General features: G+C 73.0%; 18 protein-coding genes. 5 read left to right on the top strand and 13 right to left on the bottom strand.

The features are described 5' to 3' along the window. Positions 1-117: 117 nt before the first annotated feature. Complete coding sequence (locus tag ACSLIC_RS08510; RefSeq protein WP_436737081.1) at positions 118-531, top strand: hypothetical protein; 414 nt, start codon at positions 118-120, stop codon at positions 529-531. A 71-nt stretch (positions 532-602) separates the two neighbouring features. Here ACSLIC_RS08510 and ACSLIC_RS08505 read toward each other — a convergent pair whose 3' ends face one another. The 3 genes from ACSLIC_RS08505 to deoC are packed head-to-tail and all read right to left on the bottom strand — an operon-like array spanning position 603 to position 3,949. Further along, positions 603-1,520, bottom strand: a complete 918-nt coding sequence (locus tag ACSLIC_RS08505) for an aldehyde dehydrogenase family protein (protein WP_436737080.1) — start codon at positions 1,518-1,520, stop codon at positions 603-605. Continuing rightward, entirely contained in the window at positions 1,510-2,985 is a 1,476-nt protein-coding gene (locus tag ACSLIC_RS08500) for an aldehyde dehydrogenase family protein (RefSeq protein ID WP_436737079.1), read from the bottom strand. Before ACSLIC_RS08500 ends, ACSLIC_RS08505 begins: the two co-directional genes overlap by 11 nt. Positions 2,986-2,995: 10 nt before the next feature. Beyond that, positions 2,996-3,949: a deoxyribose-phosphate aldolase gene (gene deoC, locus ACSLIC_RS08495; RefSeq protein WP_436740316.1), complete on the bottom strand. Its 954-nt coding sequence runs from the start codon at positions 3,947-3,949 to the stop codon at positions 2,996-2,998. 164 nt (positions 3,950-4,113) lie between these two features. Here deoC and ACSLIC_RS08490 point away from each other — a divergent pair, with 164 nt between their 5' ends. Continuing rightward, positions 4,114-4,725 (top strand): PH domain-containing protein, encoded by a 612-nt coding sequence (locus ACSLIC_RS08490; protein WP_436737078.1) that lies wholly within the window; start codon positions 4,114-4,116, stop codon positions 4,723-4,725. Positions 4,726-4,793: 68 nt separating this feature from the next. Here ACSLIC_RS08490 and ACSLIC_RS08485 read toward each other — a convergent pair whose 3' ends face one another. The 3 genes from ACSLIC_RS08485 to ACSLIC_RS08475 form a co-directional block, all read right to left on the bottom strand. Further along, a complete protein-coding gene (locus ACSLIC_RS08485; RefSeq protein WP_436737077.1) occupies positions 4,794-6,458 on the bottom strand; it encodes a phospho-sugar mutase in 1,665 nt (554 codons plus the stop codon). 70 nt (positions 6,459-6,528) lie between these two features. After that, positions 6,529-7,353, bottom strand: coding sequence for a purine-nucleoside phosphorylase (locus tag ACSLIC_RS08480; protein ID WP_436737076.1), 825 nt, complete (start codon positions 7,351-7,353; stop codon positions 6,529-6,531). 84 nt (positions 7,354-7,437) lie between these two features. Further along, on the bottom strand, positions 7,438-7,875 hold the full coding sequence (locus ACSLIC_RS08475; RefSeq protein ID WP_030698930.1) for a gamma-glutamylcyclotransferase: 438 nt from the start codon (positions 7,873-7,875) through the stop codon (positions 7,438-7,440). Positions 7,876-8,002: 127 nt separating this feature from the next. Between ACSLIC_RS08475 and ACSLIC_RS08470 the strand changes: the two genes are divergently transcribed. Then, positions 8,003-9,451 (top strand): NAD(P)H-quinone dehydrogenase, encoded by a 1,449-nt coding sequence (locus tag ACSLIC_RS08470; RefSeq protein ID WP_436737075.1) that lies wholly within the window; start codon positions 8,003-8,005, stop codon positions 9,449-9,451. A gap of 312 nt (positions 9,452-9,763) precedes the next feature. After that, positions 9,764-10,723: a DeoR/GlpR family DNA-binding transcription regulator gene (locus ACSLIC_RS08465; RefSeq protein ID WP_436740315.1), complete on the top strand. Its 960-nt coding sequence runs from the start codon at positions 9,764-9,766 to the stop codon at positions 10,721-10,723. Between the two features lie 33 nt (positions 10,724-10,756). Here ACSLIC_RS08465 and ACSLIC_RS08460 read toward each other — a convergent pair whose 3' ends face one another. The 3 genes from ACSLIC_RS08460 to ACSLIC_RS08450 form a co-directional block, all read right to left on the bottom strand. Then, positions 10,757-11,332 carry a TetR/AcrR family transcriptional regulator gene (locus ACSLIC_RS08460; RefSeq protein WP_436737074.1) on the bottom strand — a complete coding sequence of 192 codons (576 nt, stop codon included), beginning with the start codon at positions 11,330-11,332 and terminating at the stop codon, positions 10,757-10,759. Positions 11,333-11,448: 116 nt separating this feature from the next. Then, complete coding sequence (locus tag ACSLIC_RS08455) at positions 11,449-11,976, bottom strand: hypothetical protein (protein ID WP_436737073.1); 528 nt, start codon at positions 11,974-11,976, stop codon at positions 11,449-11,451. An 861-nt stretch (positions 11,977-12,837) separates the two neighbouring features. After that, a complete protein-coding gene (locus tag ACSLIC_RS08450) occupies positions 12,838-14,610 on the bottom strand; it encodes an acetyl/propionyl/methylcrotonyl-CoA carboxylase subunit alpha (protein WP_436737072.1) in 1,773 nt (590 codons plus the stop codon). A 439-nt stretch (positions 14,611-15,049) separates the two neighbouring features. Here ACSLIC_RS08450 and ACSLIC_RS08445 point away from each other — a divergent pair, with 439 nt between their 5' ends. Beyond that, positions 15,050-15,541, top strand: coding sequence for a hypothetical protein (locus ACSLIC_RS08445; RefSeq protein ID WP_436737071.1), 492 nt, complete (start codon positions 15,050-15,052; stop codon positions 15,539-15,541). A gap of 707 nt (positions 15,542-16,248) precedes the next feature. Here ACSLIC_RS08445 and ACSLIC_RS08440 read toward each other — a convergent pair. The 4 genes from ACSLIC_RS08440 to ACSLIC_RS08425 all read right to left on the bottom strand — a co-directional run bounded on the left by ACSLIC_RS08440 (position 16,249) and on the right by ACSLIC_RS08425 (position 19,011). Next, positions 16,249-16,848: a Maf family protein gene (locus ACSLIC_RS08440; protein WP_436737070.1), complete on the bottom strand. Its 600-nt coding sequence runs from the start codon at positions 16,846-16,848 to the stop codon at positions 16,249-16,251. A gap of 75 nt (positions 16,849-16,923) precedes the next feature. Beyond that, positions 16,924-17,061 (bottom strand): morphogenic membrane protein MmpB, encoded by a 138-nt coding sequence (gene mmpB / locus ACSLIC_RS08435; RefSeq protein WP_436737069.1) that lies wholly within the window; start codon positions 17,059-17,061, stop codon positions 16,924-16,926. A 107-nt stretch (positions 17,062-17,168) separates the two neighbouring features. Next, positions 17,169-17,372, bottom strand: coding sequence for an acyl-CoA carboxylase subunit epsilon (locus ACSLIC_RS08430; RefSeq protein ID WP_436740314.1), 204 nt, complete (start codon positions 17,370-17,372; stop codon positions 17,169-17,171). Between the two features lie 31 nt (positions 17,373-17,403). Then, positions 17,404-19,011 carry an acyl-CoA carboxylase subunit beta gene (locus tag ACSLIC_RS08425; protein WP_436737068.1) on the bottom strand — a complete coding sequence of 536 codons (1,608 nt, stop codon included), beginning with the start codon at positions 19,009-19,011 and terminating at the stop codon, positions 17,404-17,406. Positions 19,012-19,024: the final 13 nt, after the last annotated feature.

The raw sequence follows: 19,024 nt of genomic DNA, 5'->3' as shown, positions 1-19,024 counted from the left end.
GGCATGCACCCGAAGGGTTCACCTTCCGGGGCGGGCTTTGGAACGCACGTCACGCCTCGACTACGCTGGGTGCCCGCACGCTCACGCATGTCCGCAACTCCCCCCAGGTGGCGCACCATGGCACGACACGCAGCACCCGCCCGCCCGACCGCCCCGCGCGCCCTGCTCCGCGCGGGCCTCACCCTCGGCGCCCTGGGCGCCGCGCTGACCGCCGGGGCGGGCGCCGCCCAGGCCGCCGAGCAGCAGCCGGGCGCCCAGGCGGCCGAGGCCCTGTCCGCCGTCACCGGCGCCGTCGGCATCACCGCCGGCACGCTGGACTCGGCGACGGCACACAGCCTGGGCCCGGTCAAGAACCTCCAGCTCAACCCGCTGGCGGGGACCGGGACCGACCCGCTGGACAACACCGTCGGCACCCAGGTCGCCGACTTCCGGCCGGTCTCCACCGAGGCGGTCACCGGGCCGCTCTCGGACGGCGGCTCGCTCACCGACCTGCCGCTGGTCGGCCAGGCCGCCGGGCTGCTGCCGGGCTGAGCCGGACGTACGCGGGCGGGCGGGGCGGGGTCGCACAGGACCCCGCCCCGCCCGCCCACGTACGCCGTGCGTCAGTACGCCGAGCCGGAGACGCCCAGCGAACCCGTCGGGTGCCAGACCGTCTTGGTCTCCAGGAACGGCGTCAGGCGGCGGGTGCCGGGGTCGGCGGCGAAGTCCTCGCCGTTGCCCTCGGCATCGGCCGGGCGCAGGACCCGCTTGAGGTTGTCGGCGGCGGCCCGCTCCAGCTCCACGGCGAGTTCGGCCGGGGCGCCGGTCAGGTCGATCGCGTTGACGTCCTGGTGGGCGGCGAGCGGGGCCGCCAGCTCCGCGGTGCGGCCGCTGAGGATGTTGACCGCGCCGCCGGGGACGTCCGAGGTGGCCAGGACCTCGCCGAGGGTCAGCGCGGGCAGCGGCCGCTCCTCGGAGGCGGTCACCACGGCGGTGCAGCCGGTGGCGAGCACCGGGGCGAGCACCGAGACCAGGCCGAGCAGCGAGGAGCGCTGCGGGGCGAGGACGGCGACGACTCCGGTCGGCTCGGGCGAGGAGAGGTTGAAGAAGGGGCCCGCGACCGGGTTGGCGCCGCCCGCGACCTGGGCGATCTTGTCGGTCCACCCGGCGTACCAGACCCAGCGGTCGACGGCAGCCGCCACCTGGGCGGCGGCCTTGGCGCGGGACAGGCCCTCCGCCTCGGCGACCTCGCGGGTGAACTGCTCCGCGCGCCCCTCCAGCATCTCCGCCACGCGGTACAGGACCTGGCCCCGGTTGTACGCGGTCGCGCCCGACCAGCCGCCGAACGCCTTGCGGGCGGCGACCACCGCGTCCCGGGCGTCCTTGCGGGAGCCCTGGGGGGCGTTGGCCAGCGGGCGGCCCTTGGAGTCGGTCACCTCGTACACCCGGCCGCTCTCGCTGCGGGGGAACTTCCCCCCGACGTACAGCTTGTAGGTCTTGAACACGGAGAGCCGCACCGACGGCTCCGGCTTATCGGACATCGAGGTACGCCTCCAGACCGTGCCGGCCGCCCTCGCGGCCGTGGCCCGACTCCTTGTAGCCGCCGAACGGCGACGTGGGGTCGAACTTGTTGAACGAGTTGGCCCACACCACGCCCGCGCGCAGCTTCTCGGCGACCGCGAGGATGCGTGAGCCCTTCTCCGACCAGATGCCGGCGGAGAGGCCGTACGGCGTGTTGTTGGCCTTGGCGACCGCCTCGGCCGGGGTGCGGAAGGTCAGCACCGACAGGACCGGGCCGAAGATCTCCTCGCGGGCGATCCGATGGGCCTGGGTGACCTGCGTGAAGACGGTCGGCGCGAACCAGTGGCCGGTGGACGGCAGCTCGCAGGGGGCGCTCCAGCGCTCGGCGCCCTCCGCCTCGCCCGCGTCGGTCAGCTCGGTGATCCGGGCCAGCTGCTCGGCGGAGTTGATCGCGCCGATGTCGGTGTTCTTGTCCAGCGGGTCCCCGAGGCGCAGCGTGGTCAGCCGCCGCTTGAGGGCGTCCACCACCTCCTCGGCCACCGACTCCTGCACCAGCAGGCGGGAGCCGGCGCAGCAGACCTGGCCCTGGTTGAAGAAGATGCCGTTGACGACGCCCTCGACGGCCTGGTCCAGCGGCGCGTCGTCGAAGACGATGTTGGCGCCCTTGCCGCCCAGCTCCAGGGTGAGCTTCTTGCGGGTGCCCGCGACCGTGCGGGCGATCTCCTTGCCGACGGCGGTCGAGCCGGTGAAGGCGACCTTGTCGACGTCCGGGTGGGCGGTCAGGGCCGCGCCCGCGTCGCCGTAGCCGGGGAGGATGTTGACGACGCCCTTGGGCAGGCCCGCGCTGCGGCAGATGTCGGCGAAGAAGAGCGCCGAGAGCGGCGTCGTCTCGGCCGGCTTCAGCACGACGGTGTTGCCCGCGGCCAGGGCCGGGGCGATCTTCCACGCCAGCATCAGCAGGGGGAAGTTCCACGGGATGACCTGCGCGGCCACGCCCAGCGGACGCGGGGCGGGGCCGAAACCGGCGTGCGCCAGCTTGTCCGCCCAGCCCGCGTAGTAGAAGAAGTGCGCGGCGACCAGCGGCAGGTCGCTGTCGCGGGTCTCCTTGATCGGCTTGCCGTTGTCCAGCGTCTCCAGGACGGCCAGTTCGCGGCTGCGCTCCTGGATGATCCGGGCGATCCGGAAGAGGTACTTGGCACGCTCGGCGCCGGGCAGCGCCGACCAGGGGCCGAACGCCCTGCGGGCCGCCCTGACGGCGCGGTCCACGTCCTCGGCGCCCGCGCGGGCCACCTCGGAGAGGACCTCCTCGGTCGACGGGGAGAGGGTCTTGAAGACCTGCCCGCCGGCCGCCTCGGTGAACTCGCCGTCGATGAAGAGCCCGTAGGAGGGGGCGATGTCCACCACCGCGCGGGACTCGGGCGCGGGCGCGTAGCGGAAGGGGCCGCCGAGGGCGTCCTCGGCCGCGCCGGTCGTCGTCTCGCTCATCTCGGCCATCTCAGTCCACCGTGACGTAGTCGGGGCCGGAGTAACGGCCGGTACGGAGCTTCTGGCGCTGCATCAGCAGGTCGCCGAGGAGGCTGGAGGCGCCGAAGCGGAACCAGTGGCTGTCCAGCCAGTCCGGGCCCGCCGTCTCGTTCACCAGCACCAGGAACTTCACGGCGTCCTTGGCCGTGCGGATGCCGCCCGCGGGCTTCACCCCGATCTGGACGCCGGTCCGGTCGCGGAAGTCGCGGACGGCCTGGAGCATCAGCAGGGTGTTGGCGGGGGTGGCGTTGACGCCCACCTTGCCGGTCGAGGTCTTGATGAAGTCGGCGCCGGCCAGCATCGCGAGCCACGAGGCGCGGCGGATGTTGTCGTACGTGGACAGCTCGCCGGTCTCGAAGATGACCTTCAGCCGGGCGTCGCCCGCGGCCTCCTTGACGGCGGTGATCTCCTCGTGGACCTTGCCGTAGTTCCCCGCGAGGAACGCGCCCCGGTCGATCACCATGTCGATCTCGTCGGCGCCCGCCGCGACCGCCTCGCGGGTGTCGGCCAGCTTCACGTCGAGCGCGACCCGCCCGGCAGGGAAGCCGGTCGCCACGGAGGCGACCTTCACCGGCGAACCGGCGACGGCGGCCTTGGCGGTGGCCACCATGTCGGGGTAGACGCAGACGGCCGCGACCTGGGGCGTCGAGCGGTCGGACGGATCGGGCAGGACGGCCTTGGCGCCGAGCGCCCGCACCTTCCCCGCCGTGTCCGACCCCTCCAGCGTGGTCAGATCGATCATGGAGACCGCCAGGTCCAGGGCGTACGCCTTGGCCGTGGTCTTGACGGACCTGGTCCCGAGCGCGGCGGCGCGGGCCTCCAGTCCTACCGGGTCGACGCCGGGCAGCCCGTGCAGGAACCGGCGGAGGCCGGTCTCCGTGGCGGTCACGTCGCCGAACTCACTCTTGAGTTCCTTCCTGGACATACTCACGCCGGTGAGCATATCTACGCGCGTAGGAAGGTGTACAGCCACGGGGGCCGGCAAACGGGGGCTCGGCCGCTCTCCCGGCGTGCGCGGGTGTGAGGAACAGGGCGCGCACGGGTGGCCGTACGGCGGGTGCGTGCGGGGCGTGGGGCAGAATCGCACTCATGAGCACCCCGCAGTCCTCCGCACCGGAGCCGAGAACCTACCGGTCCACCGCCTCCCTGGTGGCCGGCGCCCTGCTGCTGGCACTCGGCGCCTGGTTCGGCGTCGACGCGATCTGGCGCGGCAGCGGTCGCACCCCGTGGCTGGCCCTGTCCGCACTGGTGCTGCTGGTCCCGCTGGTCGTCGCCTACACGCTGCGCCCGGCCGTCCTCGCCGAGGAGGACCGGCTCACCGTCCGCAACCCCTTCCGCACCGTCACGCTGCCCTGGGCCGCCGTCGCCGAACTCCGGTCCGGCTTCACCAACGAGGTCCGCAGCGACGGCCGCACCTACCAGCTCTGGGCGCTCCCGGTCTCGCTCCGCGCCCGCAAGAAGGCCGCCCGCGCCCAGATGCGCGACGCCGTTGCCGACCCGCACGGCGCCACCCCGACCACCGTCTCCCAGCCCACCCGGAGCGACTCCGACCAGGCCGTGGAGGACCTGCGGGAGATCGCCGAACGGCGCGCCGCCGCGCCGAGCGCGCAGGGGCCGGCCGTGGTGCGCTGGGCGTACGAGATCATCGTGCCTGCCGTCGTGGGCGCGATCGCACTGGTGGTGCTGGTCGCCACCGGCTGAACCCGGATGGCCCGTACGCGCGTACCCACTGCGCCGCCCTCCCGGCCGGGAGGGCGGCGCAGTGGTGTTCAGAGCCCGGCGGCGGCGGCGAGGTCCGTCTCGACGGCGGCGAGCGTGCGGGCGGCGGCGGCCCGCGCCTCGGGCAGCCCCTCCGGACCGCCGACCGGCACGACCGCCTCCAGGTAGCACTTGAGCTTGGGCTCGGTGCCGCTCGGGCGGACCACGACGCGCGCCCCGTCCAGCGTGTACCGCAGGCCGTCGGTGGGCGGCAGCCCGGACGAGCCCGCGCTCAGGTCCTCGGTACGCACCACCGGCAGGCCGCCCAGGTGCTCCGGCGGAGCCGAGCGCAGCCGCTCCATGGCGCCGGCGATGACGCTCAGGTCGTCCACCCGCACGGAGAGCTGCGAGGTGGCGTGCACCCCGTGCAGGACCGCCAGTTCGTCCAGCAGGTCCAGCAGCGTCCGCCCGCTCTCCTTCAGCTCCGAGGCCAGCTCCGTCAGGAGCAGCGCAGCCGTGATGCCGTCCTTGTCGCGGACACCGGCCGGGTCGACGCAGTAGCCGAGCGCCTCCTCGTAGCCGTAGGCCAGCCCCTCGGCGCGGGAGATCCACTTGAAGCCGGTCAGCGTCTCCGTGTACCCGGCGCCCGCCGCCGCGGCGATCTTCGACAGCAGCGAGGAGGAGACGATCGAGGTGGCCAGGACCGCGCCCGCGGCGAGCCCCCGGCGGACCAGGTGGGCGGCGAGCAGCGCGCCCGTCTCGTCGCCCCGCAGCATCCGCCAGCCTCCCTCGGCCGAGGGGTCCGGGACGGCGGCGGCGAGCCGGTCGGCGTCCGGGTCGTTGGCGAGGACCAGGTCGGGGGAGTGGCGGCGGGCCGTGGCGAGCGCCAGGTCCATGGCGCCGGGCTCCTCCGGGTTGGGGAAGGCCACCGTGGGGAAGTCCGGGTCCGGCTCGGCCTGTTCGGCCACCGGCACCGGCGCCGGGAAGCCGGCCCGGGCGAAGGCGGCGGCCAGCGGGGCCGCGCCCACGCCGTGCAGGGCGGTGTGGACCGTCCTCGCCGTGCGGGCGGAGCCGGGGGCGAGGACACCGGCGGCCCGGTCCAGGTACGCCTCGACCACCGCCTCGTCGAGCACCGTGCCGCCGCCCTCGGTACGCGGTACGGAGTCCAGCGCGCCGACGGCCGCGATCCGGGCGGCGATCCGGGCGTCGGCGGGCTCCACGATCTGGCTGCCGTCGCCGAGGTAGACCTTGTAGCCGTTGTCCCGGGGCGGGTTGTGGCTGGCCGTGACCTCGACGCCCGCGACCGCGCCCAGGTGCCGGACGGCGAAGGCGAGGACCGGGGTGGGCAGCGGGCGCGGGAGCAGCAGGGCGGTGAGCCCCGCGCCCGCCATGACCTCGGCGGTGTCGCGGGCGAACCGCTCGGAGTTGTGCCGCGCGTCGTAGCCGATGACGACCGGGCCCGCCTCGGCCCGCCCGGTGTCGCGCAGGTAGGCGGCGAGCCCGGCGGCGGCCCGGATCACCACGGCCCGGTTCATCCGGGTGGGGCCCGCGCCGAGTTCCCCGCGCAGCCCCGCCGTGCCGAAGGTCAGCGTCCCCGCGAACCGCTCGGCCAGCGGCGCCGGGTCGCTCTCGGCGGCTCTGATCAGGGCGGCCAGTTCGGCGCGGGTCTCGGGGTCGGGGTCCTCGGCGAGCCAGGCGGCGGCCCGCCGGTTCAGGTCGTCGGACTGGGCGGACATGCGGTGCCTCTCTGCGGGCGGGACGGCGGGACGGCGGGCGTCGGGGAGGGCGCCCGGGACGCGGGCGGGGTCAGACCCGGCCGAGGACCTGGCGCAGGAGTGCTCCCATCCGGGTGGCGGAGTCGCGGCCGGCCTGGAGCACCTCCTCGTGGCTCAGCGGCTGGCCGGTCATCCCGGCGGCGAGGTTGGTGACCAGGGAGATGCCCAGCACCTCGGCGCCGGCCTCGCGGGCCGCGATGGCCTCCAGGGCGGTCGACATGCCGACCAGGTCGGCGCCGAGCGCACGGGCCATCCGGACCTCGGCGGGCGTCTCGTAGTGCGGCCCGGTGAACTGGGCGTAGACGCCCTCCTCCAGGCTCGGGTCGATCTCCTTGCACAGGGCGCGCAGCCGCGGCGAGTACAGGTCGGTCAGGTCGATGAAGTTGGCGCCGACGACCGGGGAGGAGGCGGTGAGGTTCAGGTGGTCGCTGATGAGGACCGGCTGGCCGGGGGCCATGCCCTCACGCAGGCCGCCGCAGCCGTTGGTCAGCACGATGGTCTTGCAGCCGGCGGCGACTGCCGTCCGCACCCCGTGCACGACCGCGGCGACGCCCCGGCCCTCGTAGAAGTGGGTGCGGCCGAGGAAGACCAGGGCCCGGCGGCCCTCGATGAGCTGGGAGCGGACGGTGCCGGCGTGGCCCTCGACGGCCGGGGGCGGGAAGCCGGGCAGCTCGGTGACGGGGAACTCGTGCTCCGCGGGGCCCAGCTGGTCGGCCGCGGGCAGCCAGCCCGAGCCCATCACCAGGGCGACGTCGTGGGTGTCGGCACCGGTCAGCGCGCGCAGCGTGGCGGCCGCGTCGTTCGCCGCGGTGTACGGGTCGCTGGGCAGGTGTCCGGGGATGGCAGATGCGTTCACGGGGGAGAGCGTAGCCGCTCGCTGCCTACGCGCGTAGACGGCAAGGGCGTTTCAGGTACGGACCAGCCGGTGGCCCGTCGCGGGTCAGCAGGGTCGTTTGCGCAGTTCCATCACGTAGTCGTGGGGGGCGCCGGCGGACTCGGCGGCGTCCGCGATCTCGCCGAGGTAGCGGGCGGAGGGCAGGCCGCCCTCGTAGCCGTTGAGGACGTAGACCCAGGCCGGTTCGGTGGCGTCCAGGGTGTCCACCCTCACCCGCATCCGGCGGTAGATGTCCAGGCCCACGCCCTCCCACCGGTCCATCGCGTCCTCGTCCATCGGCGCGATGTCGTACAGCGCCACGAAGACCTGCGAGCGGGGCGCCTCCACGATGGTGGCGAGCGCGCCTTCCCAGCCCAGGTGCTCGCCGCCGAACGTGAGCCGCCACCCGTTGAGCCAGCCGGTGGCGCGCAGCGGGGAGTGCGGGGCGCGGCGGGACATGAGCCGCGCGTCGAGGGTGCCGGCGTAGGCGGCGAAGAGCGACATGGTTCCGAGGGTACGGCAGGAGCGGCGGGCGTCCGGGTGTTACGGAAGCACAGCTCGCAGCGGCGCCGTACGCGCCGCACCCCGGACGGAGGGCCCCGGGGCGTGGCTCGTCCAGGCGTGCGGGACAATGGAGTACGTGACTCGGATCGTGATCATCGGTGGCGGACCTGGCGGCTACGAGGCGGCGCTGGTGGCCGCGCAACTCGGCGCGGAGGTGGCCGTCGTCGACTGCGACGGCCTGGGCGGGGCGTCGGTGCTGACCGACTGCGTCCCGTCCAAGACCCTCATCGCCACGGCCGAGGTGATGACGACCTTCGACTCCTCCTACGAGGAGCTGGGCATCATCGTCGCCGACGACACCCCGCACGCCGACTCACCCGCCCGGGTGGTCGGTGTCGACCTCGGCAAGGTCAACCGACGGGTGAAGCGGCTCGCGCTCGCCCAGTCCCACGACATCACCGCCTCGGTCACCCGGGCCGGCGCGCGGGTGCTGCGCGGTCGGGGCCGACTGGAGGGCCAGCAGGGGACCGACGGCTCGCGCACCGTCGTGGTGACCGCCGCCGACGGCACCGAGGAGCGGCTGACCGCCGACGCCGTGCTGCTGGCGACCGGCGGCCACCCGCGCGAGCTGCCCGACGCCCAGCCCGACGGCGAGCGCATCCTCAACTGGACCCAGGTCTACGACCTCGACGAGCTTCCCGAGGAGCTGATCGTGGTCGGCTCCGGCGTCACCGGCGCCGAGTTCGCCGGGGCGTACCAGGCACTCGGTTCCCGGGTCACGCTGGTCTCCAGCCGCGACCGGGTGCTGCCCGGCGAGGACCCGGACGCCGCCGCCGTCCTGGAGGACGTCTTCCGGCGCCGCGGCATGAACGTCATGGCCCGCTCCCGCGCCCAGTCCGCCAAGCGGGTCGGCGACCGCGTCGAGGTCACCCTCGCCGACGGCCGGGTCATCTCCGGCACCCACTGCCTGATGGCGGTCGGCGCCGTCCCCAACAGCCAGGGCATGGGCCTGGAGGAGGCGGGCGTACGCCTCAAGGAGTCCGGCCACATCTGGACCGACAAGGTCTCCCGCACCACCGCCCCCGGCGTCTACGCGGCCGGTGACGTGACCGGCGTCTTCGCCCTCGCCTCGGTCGCGGCCATGCAGGGCCGGATCGCCATGTACCACTTCCTGGGCGACGCGGTCGCGCCGCTCGACCTGAAGACGGTCTCCGGCAACATCTTCACCGACCCCGAGATCGCCACCGTCGGTTACACCCAGGCCGACGTGGACAAGGGCGTGATAGACGCCCGCGTCGTCAAGCTGCCGCTGCTGCGCAACCCGCGCGCCAAGATGCAGGGCATCCGGGACGGTTTCGTGAAGCTCTTCTGCCGTCCGGGCACCGGGATCGTGGTCGGCGGTGTCGTGGTGGCGCCGCGCGCCTCGGAACTGATCCACCCGATCTCCATCGCCGTGGACAACAACCTGACCGTCGAGCAGATCGCCAACACCTTCACGGTCTACCCCTCGCTCTCGGGTTCGATCGCCGAGGTGGCCCGTCAGCTGCACACCCGGAAGGTGACGTCCGGCTCCTGACACGGCGCGGCGCACGCCGCACCCCCTGGGCCCCGGCAGCCGCACCCGGCAGCCGGGGCCCAGGCGTATCGGGGGGAGCCGCGCAGGGCGGAGCCGGGGCGCGCGGGAGCGTTTCTGCTCAGTGGGCGGGGTCCGCGGGGCCTCGCGGGCGTTCCCGCAGGTGCTCCCGGGGCCGGCCAGTCGCATATACCACCTCGGCGGACCCGCTGCGAACAATTTCTGTTATCCGGCGCAAACTGCTGAAAGCAGACGGTCGTTGGCGTTACTGTCAGTTCTGTGTTCGCTGCAGAACGTCGCCAACTGATCCTTGAAATGGTGCGGGCCAACGGAGCTGTGTCGCTCCGGGAGCTCGCCCGCGTCGTCCAGACCTCCGAAGTGACCGTACGGCGGGACGTGCGGGCGCTGGAGGCGGAAGGACTCCTCGACCGCCGCCACGGCGGTGCCGTACTCCCGGGAGGTTTCACCCGCGAATCCGGGTTCCCGCAGAAATCCCACCTCGCCTCGGCGGAGAAGACCGCCATCGCCGACCTGGCCGCCGGGCTGGTCGGCGAGGGGGAGGCGGTGGTCGTCGGCGCCGGTACGACCACCCAGGAGCTGGCCCGCCGCCTCGCCCGGGTCCCCGGGCTGACCGTCGTCACCAACTCCCTGCTGGTCGCCCAGGCGCTCGCCCACGCCAACCGGGTGGAGGTCGTCATGACCGGTGGCACCCTGCGTGGCTCCAACTACGCCCTGGTCGGCAGCGGGGCCGAACAGTCCCTCCAAGGACTGCGGGTCTCCCGAGCCTTCCTCTCCGGCACCGGGCTGACCGCCGAACGCGGTCTGTCCACCTCCAACATGCTCTCCGCCAGCGTCGACCGGGCCCTGGTCCAGGCCGCCGCCGAAGTCGTCGTCCTCGCCGACCACACCAAGCTCGGCAGCGACACCATGTTCCAGACGGTCCCCACCGACCTCATCACCCGCCTGGTCACCGACGAGCCCCCGGCCCACGAGGAGCGCGCCGTCGGCGAACTCCAGGCCCTGGCCGACCAGGGGGTGCAGATCTCCTTGGCGGGCTCCCAGTCGCCGCCCGCCGAGGCGCCCCCGCCCCCGGCCGCCCCCGGCCGGGGCGGCGGCGGAGTGCGCCGCGAGACACCCCTGCCCGGCCAGCGCCGCACCGTCCACGGAGCGCCGCCCCCGGGCGGACCGCAGGTGCGCGGGGGCGCGGGGCCCGGCGTACTGGGGGAGCAGCAGCCGGGGGAGCGGGGGAGGATGGCGGACCTTCGGCGGAGGTGAGCGGTCGCGCGGCCCCGGGTCGGCCGGGGCCGGTCAGTCCGGGCGGATGCCGCGCAGGGTGAGGGAGAGCAGACGGTCGGCCAGCTCCGGCTCGTCCGGGGTGGCCTCGGCGGCCAGCGCGATGGCGTTGGTCAGCTGCAGCAGGTCGCCGATGGAGATGTCCTGGCGGACCGCCTCCGACTCCTGGGCGCGGGCCAGCAGGGCCGAACCGGCGTCCCGCATCGGGTCGCTGCACCGCGAGAGTTCCGAACCGGCCCCGCTTGAGGCCGACATGAGTGCTCCGGACAGGCCCTGATACTCACTCGCATGAGTGATCAGTGAACGGAGCCACTCGACCAGCGCCGCACACGGATGCTCCGCCTCCAGCAGTTCTCGCGCCCGCTCCAGCAGCTCTCCCACGGCGTCGGCGAAGACCGCGCTGAGCAGAGCCTCGCGGTGCGGGAAGTGGCGGTAGAGGGTGCCGATGCCGACGCCCGCGCGGCGGGCGATCTCCTCCAGCGAGGCGTCCGTGCCGTGCGCCGCGAAGGCGCGCCGGGCCTCGGTGAGCAGGCGCTCGCGATTGCGCCGCGCGTCGGCCCGCAGGGGACGCTGGTCCGTTTCGGTCGGCATGGGTTTCCCTCCCGGGGTGGGGCTGGGCCGCCCCTTGCTGCTCCTTCAGGATGCCACGGGGGCGGGGGCCGGGCCTTCGAGCGGGGCTGCCCGGAGCGCGGGCCGGGAGGGGCGCGTCAGGGCAGGAGGTCGTCGCTGCCGGACGGCTCGTCCCGCACCGTCAGCCCCGCCACCCACAAGGGCATCAGCAGGTGCACGGCCAGAACCGCGACGAGCACCGGCGCCGCGTACGCCGTGGCCGCCTCACCCTCGACCGCGCCGGCGATCAACAGACCGACGGTGGCGCCGGCCAGCACCAGGGCCATCACCCGGTGGGCGCGGGCCCGTACCCGGGCGCGTTCGGCGGATTGGCGTTCGTCCAACGCGCGTTCGCGCAGTTCGAGCAACCCCCGGGTGGCCCCGTTGATCGCCCCGGTCGCGATCATCCACGGCACCGACAGCACCGCCACGAGGCCGGCACCCCAGGGCGAGACCCCCTCCGCGCGCGTGGAGTAGGCCATCACCCCGCCGATGGCCAGGGTCAGCACCAGGTGTGCGGCGACCACGAGGCGTCGACGGGCGGCCGTGGCGTACAGCGGCAGCGCCCGCCGATCGTTCATGATCCGCGACATGGCGTGGTCGTAGCGGGTCAGCTCCGCCGACATGACGTCTTCCTCCCGTAGATCCGGTCCGTGCCCGGCCGGAACGGCCCCGAACGAGGGCCCCGCCCGCTCGGCGGGAGCCATGGCAAGCCTGTTGTGTACCTGCTCACTGATGTATAAGGACTACTACACATCGAACGGGTCCGACAAGTCTCGCTTCGCTCTTGGGGATTGGGGAGGAGAGAGCGGGAGTGTGGGGCGAGGGTGATGGTCTACCGGTTACGTGCCGGGCCGTGGGCCCCCGGGGAAGCCGCCGATGGCGAGAGGCGGGTGGGCGGGGGGTGAACCCCTCCGGGCCCTTCGGGGCTGAACCGCGGAGGACCTGGCTGCTCCAGCGGGACCAGAGCGGGAGTGGTCCGGCGCATGGATCTCGGACGAGCGAACGTGGGCGGTCCAGGCTTTGGCGGTCGGCGGTCAGTGTGGCCTGCTTGCGGCCCTGGAGACGAGAGCCTGAAATCGCGGGGTGTGCGGCGGAGTTCGGTACGTCTCCGACGGTTGCCGGTTCGGCTCTGCTCGGCCGGTGGCGCGTTGTTCCGGCGGGCGATCCGACGCGGAACGGGACTCCGGAACAGGACCAGGGAGGCGGCCTCGTCCGCCCGGGCGGGCAGCTTCCAGAGGCGGCCGGCCCGTGCGACGGCCCGGCGGATGGGCGGGACGGGCAGGAGTGGCGAGCCCAGGCGTGTATGGCACGCACCGGGCCGGCAGGGAGGGGGTCGTCGGCCGGTTCTCCTGTGGGCAGTGGCCGAGAGGCGGGGGAGGGAGTGCGCCACGGCACTGGAAGGGCCGGGCGGTACGGAGAACGGGCCCCGGCGAATGTGGCGCATTCCAGGGGCCCGTTCTCCGTGGCTGGAGATGGTCAGCCGGTCAGTCCTTGATCTCGCAGATGACGGCGCCAGAAGTGAGCGAGGCGCCGACCTCGGCGGCCAGGCCCTTGATGGTGCCGGAACGGTGGGCGTTCAGCGGCTGCTCCATCTTCATGGCCTCCAGGACGACGACGAGGTCGCCTTCCTTGACCTCCTGGCCCTCCTCCACCGCGATCTTGACGATCGTGCCCTGCATGGGGGAGGCGAGGCTGTCGCCGGAGGCGGCCGGGCCGGACTTCTTGGCGGCGCGGCGCTTCGGCTTGGCGCCGGCCGCGAGGCCGGTACGGGCCAGGGACATGCCCAGCGAGGACGGGAGGGAGACCTCCAGGCGCTTGCCGCCGACCTCCACCACGACCGTCTCGCGACCTGCCTCGTCCTCGGCGTCACCGTCGGCCGGGGCGTCGAACGGCTTGATCTCGTTGACGAACTCGGTCTCGATCCACCGGGTGTGGATGGTGAACGGCTCGCTGGACCCAGTGAGTTCGGGGGCGAAGGCCGGGTCGGCGACGACCGCCCGGTGGAACGGGATGGCCGTCGCCATGCCCTCCACGGTGAACTCCGCCAGCGCCCGGGCGGCGCGCTGGAGTGCCTGCTCGCGGGTGGCGCCGGTGACGATGAGCTTGGCCAGCAGGGAGTCCCAGGCCGGGCCGATCACGCTGCCCGACTCCACACCGGCGTCCAGGCGGACACCGGGGCCGGCCGGGGCGTCGAAGCGGGTGACGGTACCGGGCGCGGGCAGGAAGCCCCGGCCCGGGTCCTCGCCGTTGATACGGAACTCGAAGGAGTGGCCGCGCAGTACGGGGTCCCCGTAGCCCAGCTCCTCGCCGTCGGCGATCCGGAACATCTCGCGGACCAGGTCGATCCCCGCGACCTCCTCGGTGACCGGGTGCTCCACCTGCAGGCGGGTGTTGACCTCCAGGAAGGAGATCGTGCCGTCGTTGCCGACGAGGAACTCGACGGTGCCCGCGCCGACGTAACCGGCTTCCTTGAGGATGGCCTTGGACGCCGAGTACAGCTCCTCGACCTGGGCCTCGCTCAGGAAGGGGGCGGGGGCTTCCTCGACCAGCTTCTGGTGGCGGCGCTGGAGCGAGCAGTCACGGGTCGAGACGACGACGACGTTGCCGTGCTGGTCGGCCAGGCACTGCGTCTCGACGTGGCGCGGCTTGTCCAGGTAGCGCTCGACGAAGCACTCGCCCCGGCCGAAGGCCGCGACGGCCTCCCGCACGGCCGAGTCGTACAGCTCCGGCACCTCTTCCAGCGTGCGGGCCACCTTCAGTCCGCGCCCGCCACCGCCGAACGCCGCCTTGATCGCGATCGGCAGGCCGTGCTCCTCGGCGAAGGCCACCACCTCGTCGGAACCGGAGACCGGGTCCGGGGTACCGGCGACCAGGGGAGCTCCGGCGCGCTGCGCGATGTGACGGGCCGCCACCTTGTCGCCGAGGTCGCGGATGGCCTGCGGCGGGGGACCGATCCAGGTCAGCCCCGCGTCGATGACCGCCTGCGCGAACTCCGCGTTCTCGGAGAGGAAACCGTAGCCGGGGTGGATCGCGTCCGCGCCGGAGTCGGCGGCGGCCCGGAGCACCTTGGCGATGTCCAGATAGCTGGCCGCTGGCGTGTCACCGCCCAGGGCGAACGCCTCGTCGGCCGCGCGGACGTGCAGCGCGTCCCGGTCCGGGTCGGCGTAGACCGCTACGCTCTCGATCCCCGCGTCCCGGCAGGCCCTGGCAACGCGGACAGCGATTTCGCCTCGGTTGGCGATGAGCACCTTGCGCACGATGGCTCCCTCCTTGAAACAAGCTGAGTTTAGGGACTGCCCACACGGCTCCACGACCCGTCCCCAGAGGTGAGCTTGCCCACACGGAGTGTGATCCGAGGCTCACGAAGGTGGCTGCATCCCTTGTCGCACCAAGGTACGCGGGGAATCCCCCGGGGGCAGCAGGTCCTCGGTGTGGTCAAGGTCTCTGTGGTTGGACGCGTCCCGCACTCCAGGTTCTTTGTGGAATCCCTACGAAGGGCGTGGGATTTCTTTGCGGTCCGGCGAGTGTCGCCGGAGTCTTGTCCGGGGGTTTACCGGTAAGTAGCGTTCGCGCTGTCGCCGTACTGCGGGTAACCGTGTGCGGCGCCCCGTCGGCGCACCCAACCGGGCTGGCGCGCGGGCCGAGGTTCCGGTCGCCCGGCCGGACGGAGCAGGGGGTGGCGCGGTGGTGCGGAGAGTGGCGGCGATCGCGGCGGGAGTCGCGCTGATCGCGGAGGCGTTCGGCGTCTTCATGCTGTTGATGACGGTGGGCATCGTGGTGGAGAACCAGTCGATGTCCCTCGACGGGCTCGACCCGGCGCTGGTGTCCGACGGGGCGCTCGGCTTCGGAGTCTTCTCGGCGGTCCTCCTCGCCGGCTGCGGCCTGGTGCTGTTGCTCGCCGGAGGGCGTGACCGCGCACCGGCGCGCTTCGGCCGCGTCCTGCTCGTCATCGTCTCCGTCGTCCACGGCGTACTCGGAGCCCTCACGGTCGGCCTGGTCGGCTGGACGGCCTTCGCCGTACTGATGGCGGTGCTCGCGCTGATCGTGTTCACGCTGGTCGCCTACGGGGCCGGTGGCCGGTCGGAAGGGCCGGAGCCGGGGGAGGGCGCGCGCGAGGAGCAGGGCGAGGAGCGGACACAGGGTCAGGAGAGGGCCCAGGGAGAGGTGGGGTCGAAGCCTGTCGCCTAGGCGGGGGTGGGTGAGGCCGGTACGGGTTCCAGGGGGCACGAGGCTCCTCCTCTCTCTTCTCTCTGCTCGGCGTTTGCTGTCGTCTTGTCATCCCGGCCCGCCCTGGGGGCTCTTGTGGCCGCCGGGGCTTCGATTCGGGGCGGCCGATGCCCCGGCGGATGTCAGGGGCAGGTGCGCGCCAGAGGTCCGGCCGAGGGGGGCGAGGCTCTTCGCCGAGGCGCCGCGCGACCTGAACTCGTGTGCGAGGAAGTCTTGTCCGCTTCTCGCACCTTCTACGCTCCGTTGTCCGCATACCCCCCATTCGAGTGAACGGGGGCTTCAGGGCTGGGTGCTCGCACTCGCGATGATTACTCTCTGTAGTTGAAAGTGTGGCTCGCGACTCTGGAGGTTCGATGCGTGCATTCGTCCTGGCGGTGGTGACCGTCACCGCATCCCGGTACGCCGTTCTTCGACTTGCCGCTGGTGGCGTCGGCTTCGGGGGTGGTTGCTCCAGGCCGGACCACGCGCCCGGAAGCGCTTCGCCGGCGCACGAGGAGTCGCCGGACGCGGGGAGCTGGTCGGCCCGTAGTCACACCGGGCAACCAGCCGCCCGCCAGGCCGACTTCGCTCTGCACTCGGGAGGGCCGCCGCCGCCACGGGCGGCGGGGTGTACGCGTCCGCCCCGCGCACCGAGTCCTCAGGACCGAGGGCGGCGGGGCCGGGCCGAGCTACTCCCAGAAGTCGGTGATTGCCAGGCCGAGTTCGTCGAGGAGGCGGCGCAGCAGGGGCAGCGAGAGGCCGATGACGTTGCCGGGGTCGCCGTCGATACCGTCGATGAACGGCGCCGACCGGCCGTCCAGGGTGAACGCCCCGGCCACGTGCAGCGGTTCACCGCTCGCCACGTACGCGGCGATCTCCTCGTCGGAGGGTTCTCCGAAACGGACCGTGGTGGAGGCGGTGGCGGAGGCCCGGCGGCCGCTGGCCGTGTCGATGACGCAATGGCCGGTGCGCAGCACGCCGTTCCGCCCCCGCATCGCCTTCCAGCGGCCCGTGGCGTCCTCCGCGTCGACCGGCTTGCCGAGCGCCACCCCGTCCAGATCCAGCACCGAGTCGCAGCCGATCAGGACCGAACCCGCCGCCTCGGGTCTGGCCGCCACCGCGTCCGCCTTGGCCTCGGCGAGTACCAGCGCCAGCGCGCCTGGGGAATCGGCGGTCAGCGCGTCCTCGTCCACCCCGCTGACGATCACCTCGGGCACCAGCCCGGCCTGCCGCAGCAGGCCGAGGCGGGCGGGGGAGGCCGATGCCAGCACCACACGACGATTACTCATCCCCCGACCCTAACCGCCCGCCGACCGCCCTGCGGACCGGCCTCCGGGCGGGCCCGGGAAGGCGGGGCGCCCTGGTCAGCGCAGTCCCAGCACACACATCACGACCACCGCCGCCACCGCCAGCAGCACCCACGCGCGACGCAGCATCGCGTGCGCCTCGCGCGCGGCGCGGGGCACCTCTTCCTCACGTTCCATGGAGTCGGACCACAACATGAATCCGATCCTCCGCTCCGTACGCCGGAGGCGCTTGAGTACGGGTACTCAAGCGCCTCCCAGGCCACCGGCGGCCCCGGGCCCGTGCCCGCGCGGGGCAGCGGGGCCTACGACGGCCAGAACGTCCGCGCCCACGCGCGCGGGCCGGGCGCCGGCATCCGGGACCGGGCGATGCGCGCCGGGTCGGACCATCCCTCGGGCGTGCGCGGCCCCTCGTCGGAACCGCTCGCGGAGGCGGCCCGCGCCCGGACCACGGCGAGAGCGGCGGCCAGTTCCTCCGGCGTCGGGTTGCCCCGTACGACCTTGATCATCATCTCGGGCCTCCAGGCAGTGCCGAATCCGTCAGAGCGGGATGTTGCCGTGCTTCTTCGGCGGCAGGCTCTCCCGCTTGGTACGCAGTTGCCGCAGTCCCCGCACGATGTGGCTGCGGGTGTCGGACGGCATGATCACCGCGTCGATGTAGCCGCGCTCGGCCGCCGTGTAGGGGTTGAGCAGCGCCTCCTCGTACTCCTGGATCAGGCGCGCGCGGACTCCCTCCAGCCCGTCGGCGGGGGTCTGCGCCAGCGTGCGGCGGTGCAGGATGTTGACCGCGCCCTGCGCGCCCATCACGGCGATCTGCGCCGTCGGCCAGGCCAGGTTGAGGTCGGCTCCCAGGTGCTTGGAGCCCATCACGTCGTACGCCCCGCCGAACGCCTTGCGGGTGATCACGGTGATCAGCGGCACCGTCGCCTCGGCGTAGGCGTAGATCAGCTTGGCGCCGCGGCGGATGATGCCGGTGTGCTCCTGGTCGACGCCCGGCAGGAAGCCCGGCACGTCGACGAAGGTCAGGACCGGGATGTTGAAGGCGTCGCAGGTCCGTACGAAGCGGGCGGCCTTCTCACTCGCGTCGATGTCCAGGCAGCCGGCGAACTGCATCGGCTGGTTGGCGACGACGCCCACCGGGTGGCCCTCGACCCGGCCGAAGCCGGTGACGATGTTCGGCGCGAACAGGGCCTGCGTCTCCAGGAACTCCCCGTCGTCCACCACGTGCTCGATGACGCGCAGCATCTCGTACGGCTGGTTGGCGCTGTCCGGGACGATGACGTTCAGCTCGCGGTCCTCGTCGTTCACCTCCAGGTCGGCCTCCTCGGGGAAGACCGGGGCCTCGCTGAGGTTGTTCGACGGCAGGTAGGACAGCAGCGACTTGACGTACTCGATGGCGTCCTTCTCGTCGCCCGCCATGTGGTGCGCGACGCCCGAGGTGGCGTTGTGCGTCCGCGCACCGCCCAGCTCCTCGAAGCCGACGTCCTCACCGGTGACCGTCTTGATGACGTCCGGACCCGTGATGAACATGTGCGAGGTCTGGTCGACCATCACCGTGAAGTCGGTGATCGCCGGCGAGTACACCGCGCCGCCCGCGGCCGGGCCCACCACCAGGGAGATCTGCGGGATCACGCCGGAGGCATGGGTGTTGCGACGGAAGATCTCGCCGTACATGCCGAGGGCGCTCACGCCCTCCTGGATGCGTGCGCCGCCCGAGTCGTTGATACCGATGACCGGGCAGCCGTTCTTCAGCGCGAAGTCCATCACCTTGATGATCTTCTGCCCGAAGACCTCGCCGAGAGCCCCGCCGAAGACCGTGAAGTCCTGCGAGAAGACCGCCACCGGTCGGCCGTCGACCATGCCGTAGCCCGTCACGACGCCGTCCCCGTAGGGCCGGTTCGCCTCCAGGCCGAAGTTGGTGGAGCGGTGCCGGGCGAACTCGTCCAGCTCCACGAAGGAGCCCTCGTCGAGGAGGAGGTCGATGCGCTCACGCGCCGTCAGTTTGCCCTTGGCGTGCTGCTTCTCGACCGCACGCGCGGAACCGGCGTGAGTGGCCTCTTCGATCCGGCGCTGCAGGTCCGCGAGCTTGCCCGCGGTGGTGTGCAGCTCGGGGTTGGGCGGTGTGGTGGCGTTTTCCGGCGCGGACATCGGGATGCGGCTC

Source organism: Streptomyces sp. BBFR102, from assembly GCF_051397025.1.
In the GTDB taxonomy this organism is placed as follows: Bacteria; Actinomycetota; Actinomycetes; order Streptomycetales; family Streptomycetaceae; genus Streptomyces.
This window is presented reverse-complemented; position numbering and strand designations above follow the sequence as displayed.

Excerpts from the sequence above, each read along its gene's own strand:
- ACSLIC_RS08510 (WP_436737081.1), top strand. The coding sequence starts at position 118 with ATGGCACGACACGCAGCACCCGCCCGCCCGACCGCCCCGCGCGCCCTG.
- ACSLIC_RS08505 (WP_436737080.1), bottom strand. The coding sequence starts at position 1,520 with ATGTCCGATAAGCCGGAGCCGTCGGTGCGGCTCTCCGTGTTCAAGACC.
- ACSLIC_RS08500 (WP_436737079.1), bottom strand. The coding sequence starts at position 2,985 with ATGAGCGAGACGACGACCGGCGCGGCCGAGGACGCCCTCGGCGGCCCC.
- deoC (WP_436740316.1), bottom strand. The coding sequence starts at position 3,949 with ATGTCCAGGAAGGAACTCAAGAGTGAGTTCGGCGACGTGACCGCCACG.
- ACSLIC_RS08490 (WP_436737078.1), top strand. The coding sequence starts at position 4,114 with ATGAGCACCCCGCAGTCCTCCGCACCGGAGCCGAGAACCTACCGGTCC.
- ACSLIC_RS08485 (WP_436737077.1), bottom strand. The coding sequence starts at position 6,458 with ATGTCCGCCCAGTCCGACGACCTGAACCGGCGGGCCGCCGCCTGGCTC.
- ACSLIC_RS08475 (WP_030698930.1), bottom strand. The coding sequence starts at position 7,875 with ATGTCGCTCTTCGCCGCCTACGCCGGCACCCTCGACGCGCGGCTCATG.
- ACSLIC_RS08470 (WP_436737075.1), top strand. The coding sequence starts at position 8,003 with ATGGAGTACGTGACTCGGATCGTGATCATCGGTGGCGGACCTGGCGGC.
- ACSLIC_RS08465 (WP_436740315.1), top strand. The coding sequence starts at position 9,764 with ATGGTGCGGGCCAACGGAGCTGTGTCGCTCCGGGAGCTCGCCCGCGTC.
- ACSLIC_RS08460 (WP_436737074.1), bottom strand. The coding sequence starts at position 11,332 with ATGCCGACCGAAACGGACCAGCGTCCCCTGCGGGCCGACGCGCGGCGC.
- ACSLIC_RS08455 (WP_436737073.1), bottom strand. The coding sequence starts at position 11,976 with ATGTCGGCGGAGCTGACCCGCTACGACCACGCCATGTCGCGGATCATG.
- ACSLIC_RS08440 (WP_436737070.1), bottom strand. The coding sequence starts at position 16,848 with ATGAGTAATCGTCGTGTGGTGCTGGCATCGGCCTCCCCCGCCCGCCTC.
- mmpB (WP_436737069.1), bottom strand. The coding sequence starts at position 17,061 with ATGTTGTGGTCCGACTCCATGGAACGTGAGGAAGAGGTGCCCCGCGCC.
- ACSLIC_RS08430 (WP_436740314.1), bottom strand. The coding sequence starts at position 17,372 with ATGATCAAGGTCGTACGGGGCAACCCGACGCCGGAGGAACTGGCCGCC.
- ACSLIC_RS08425 (WP_436737068.1), bottom strand. The coding sequence starts at position 19,011 with ATGTCCGCGCCGGAAAACGCCACCACACCGCCCAACCCCGAGCTGCAC.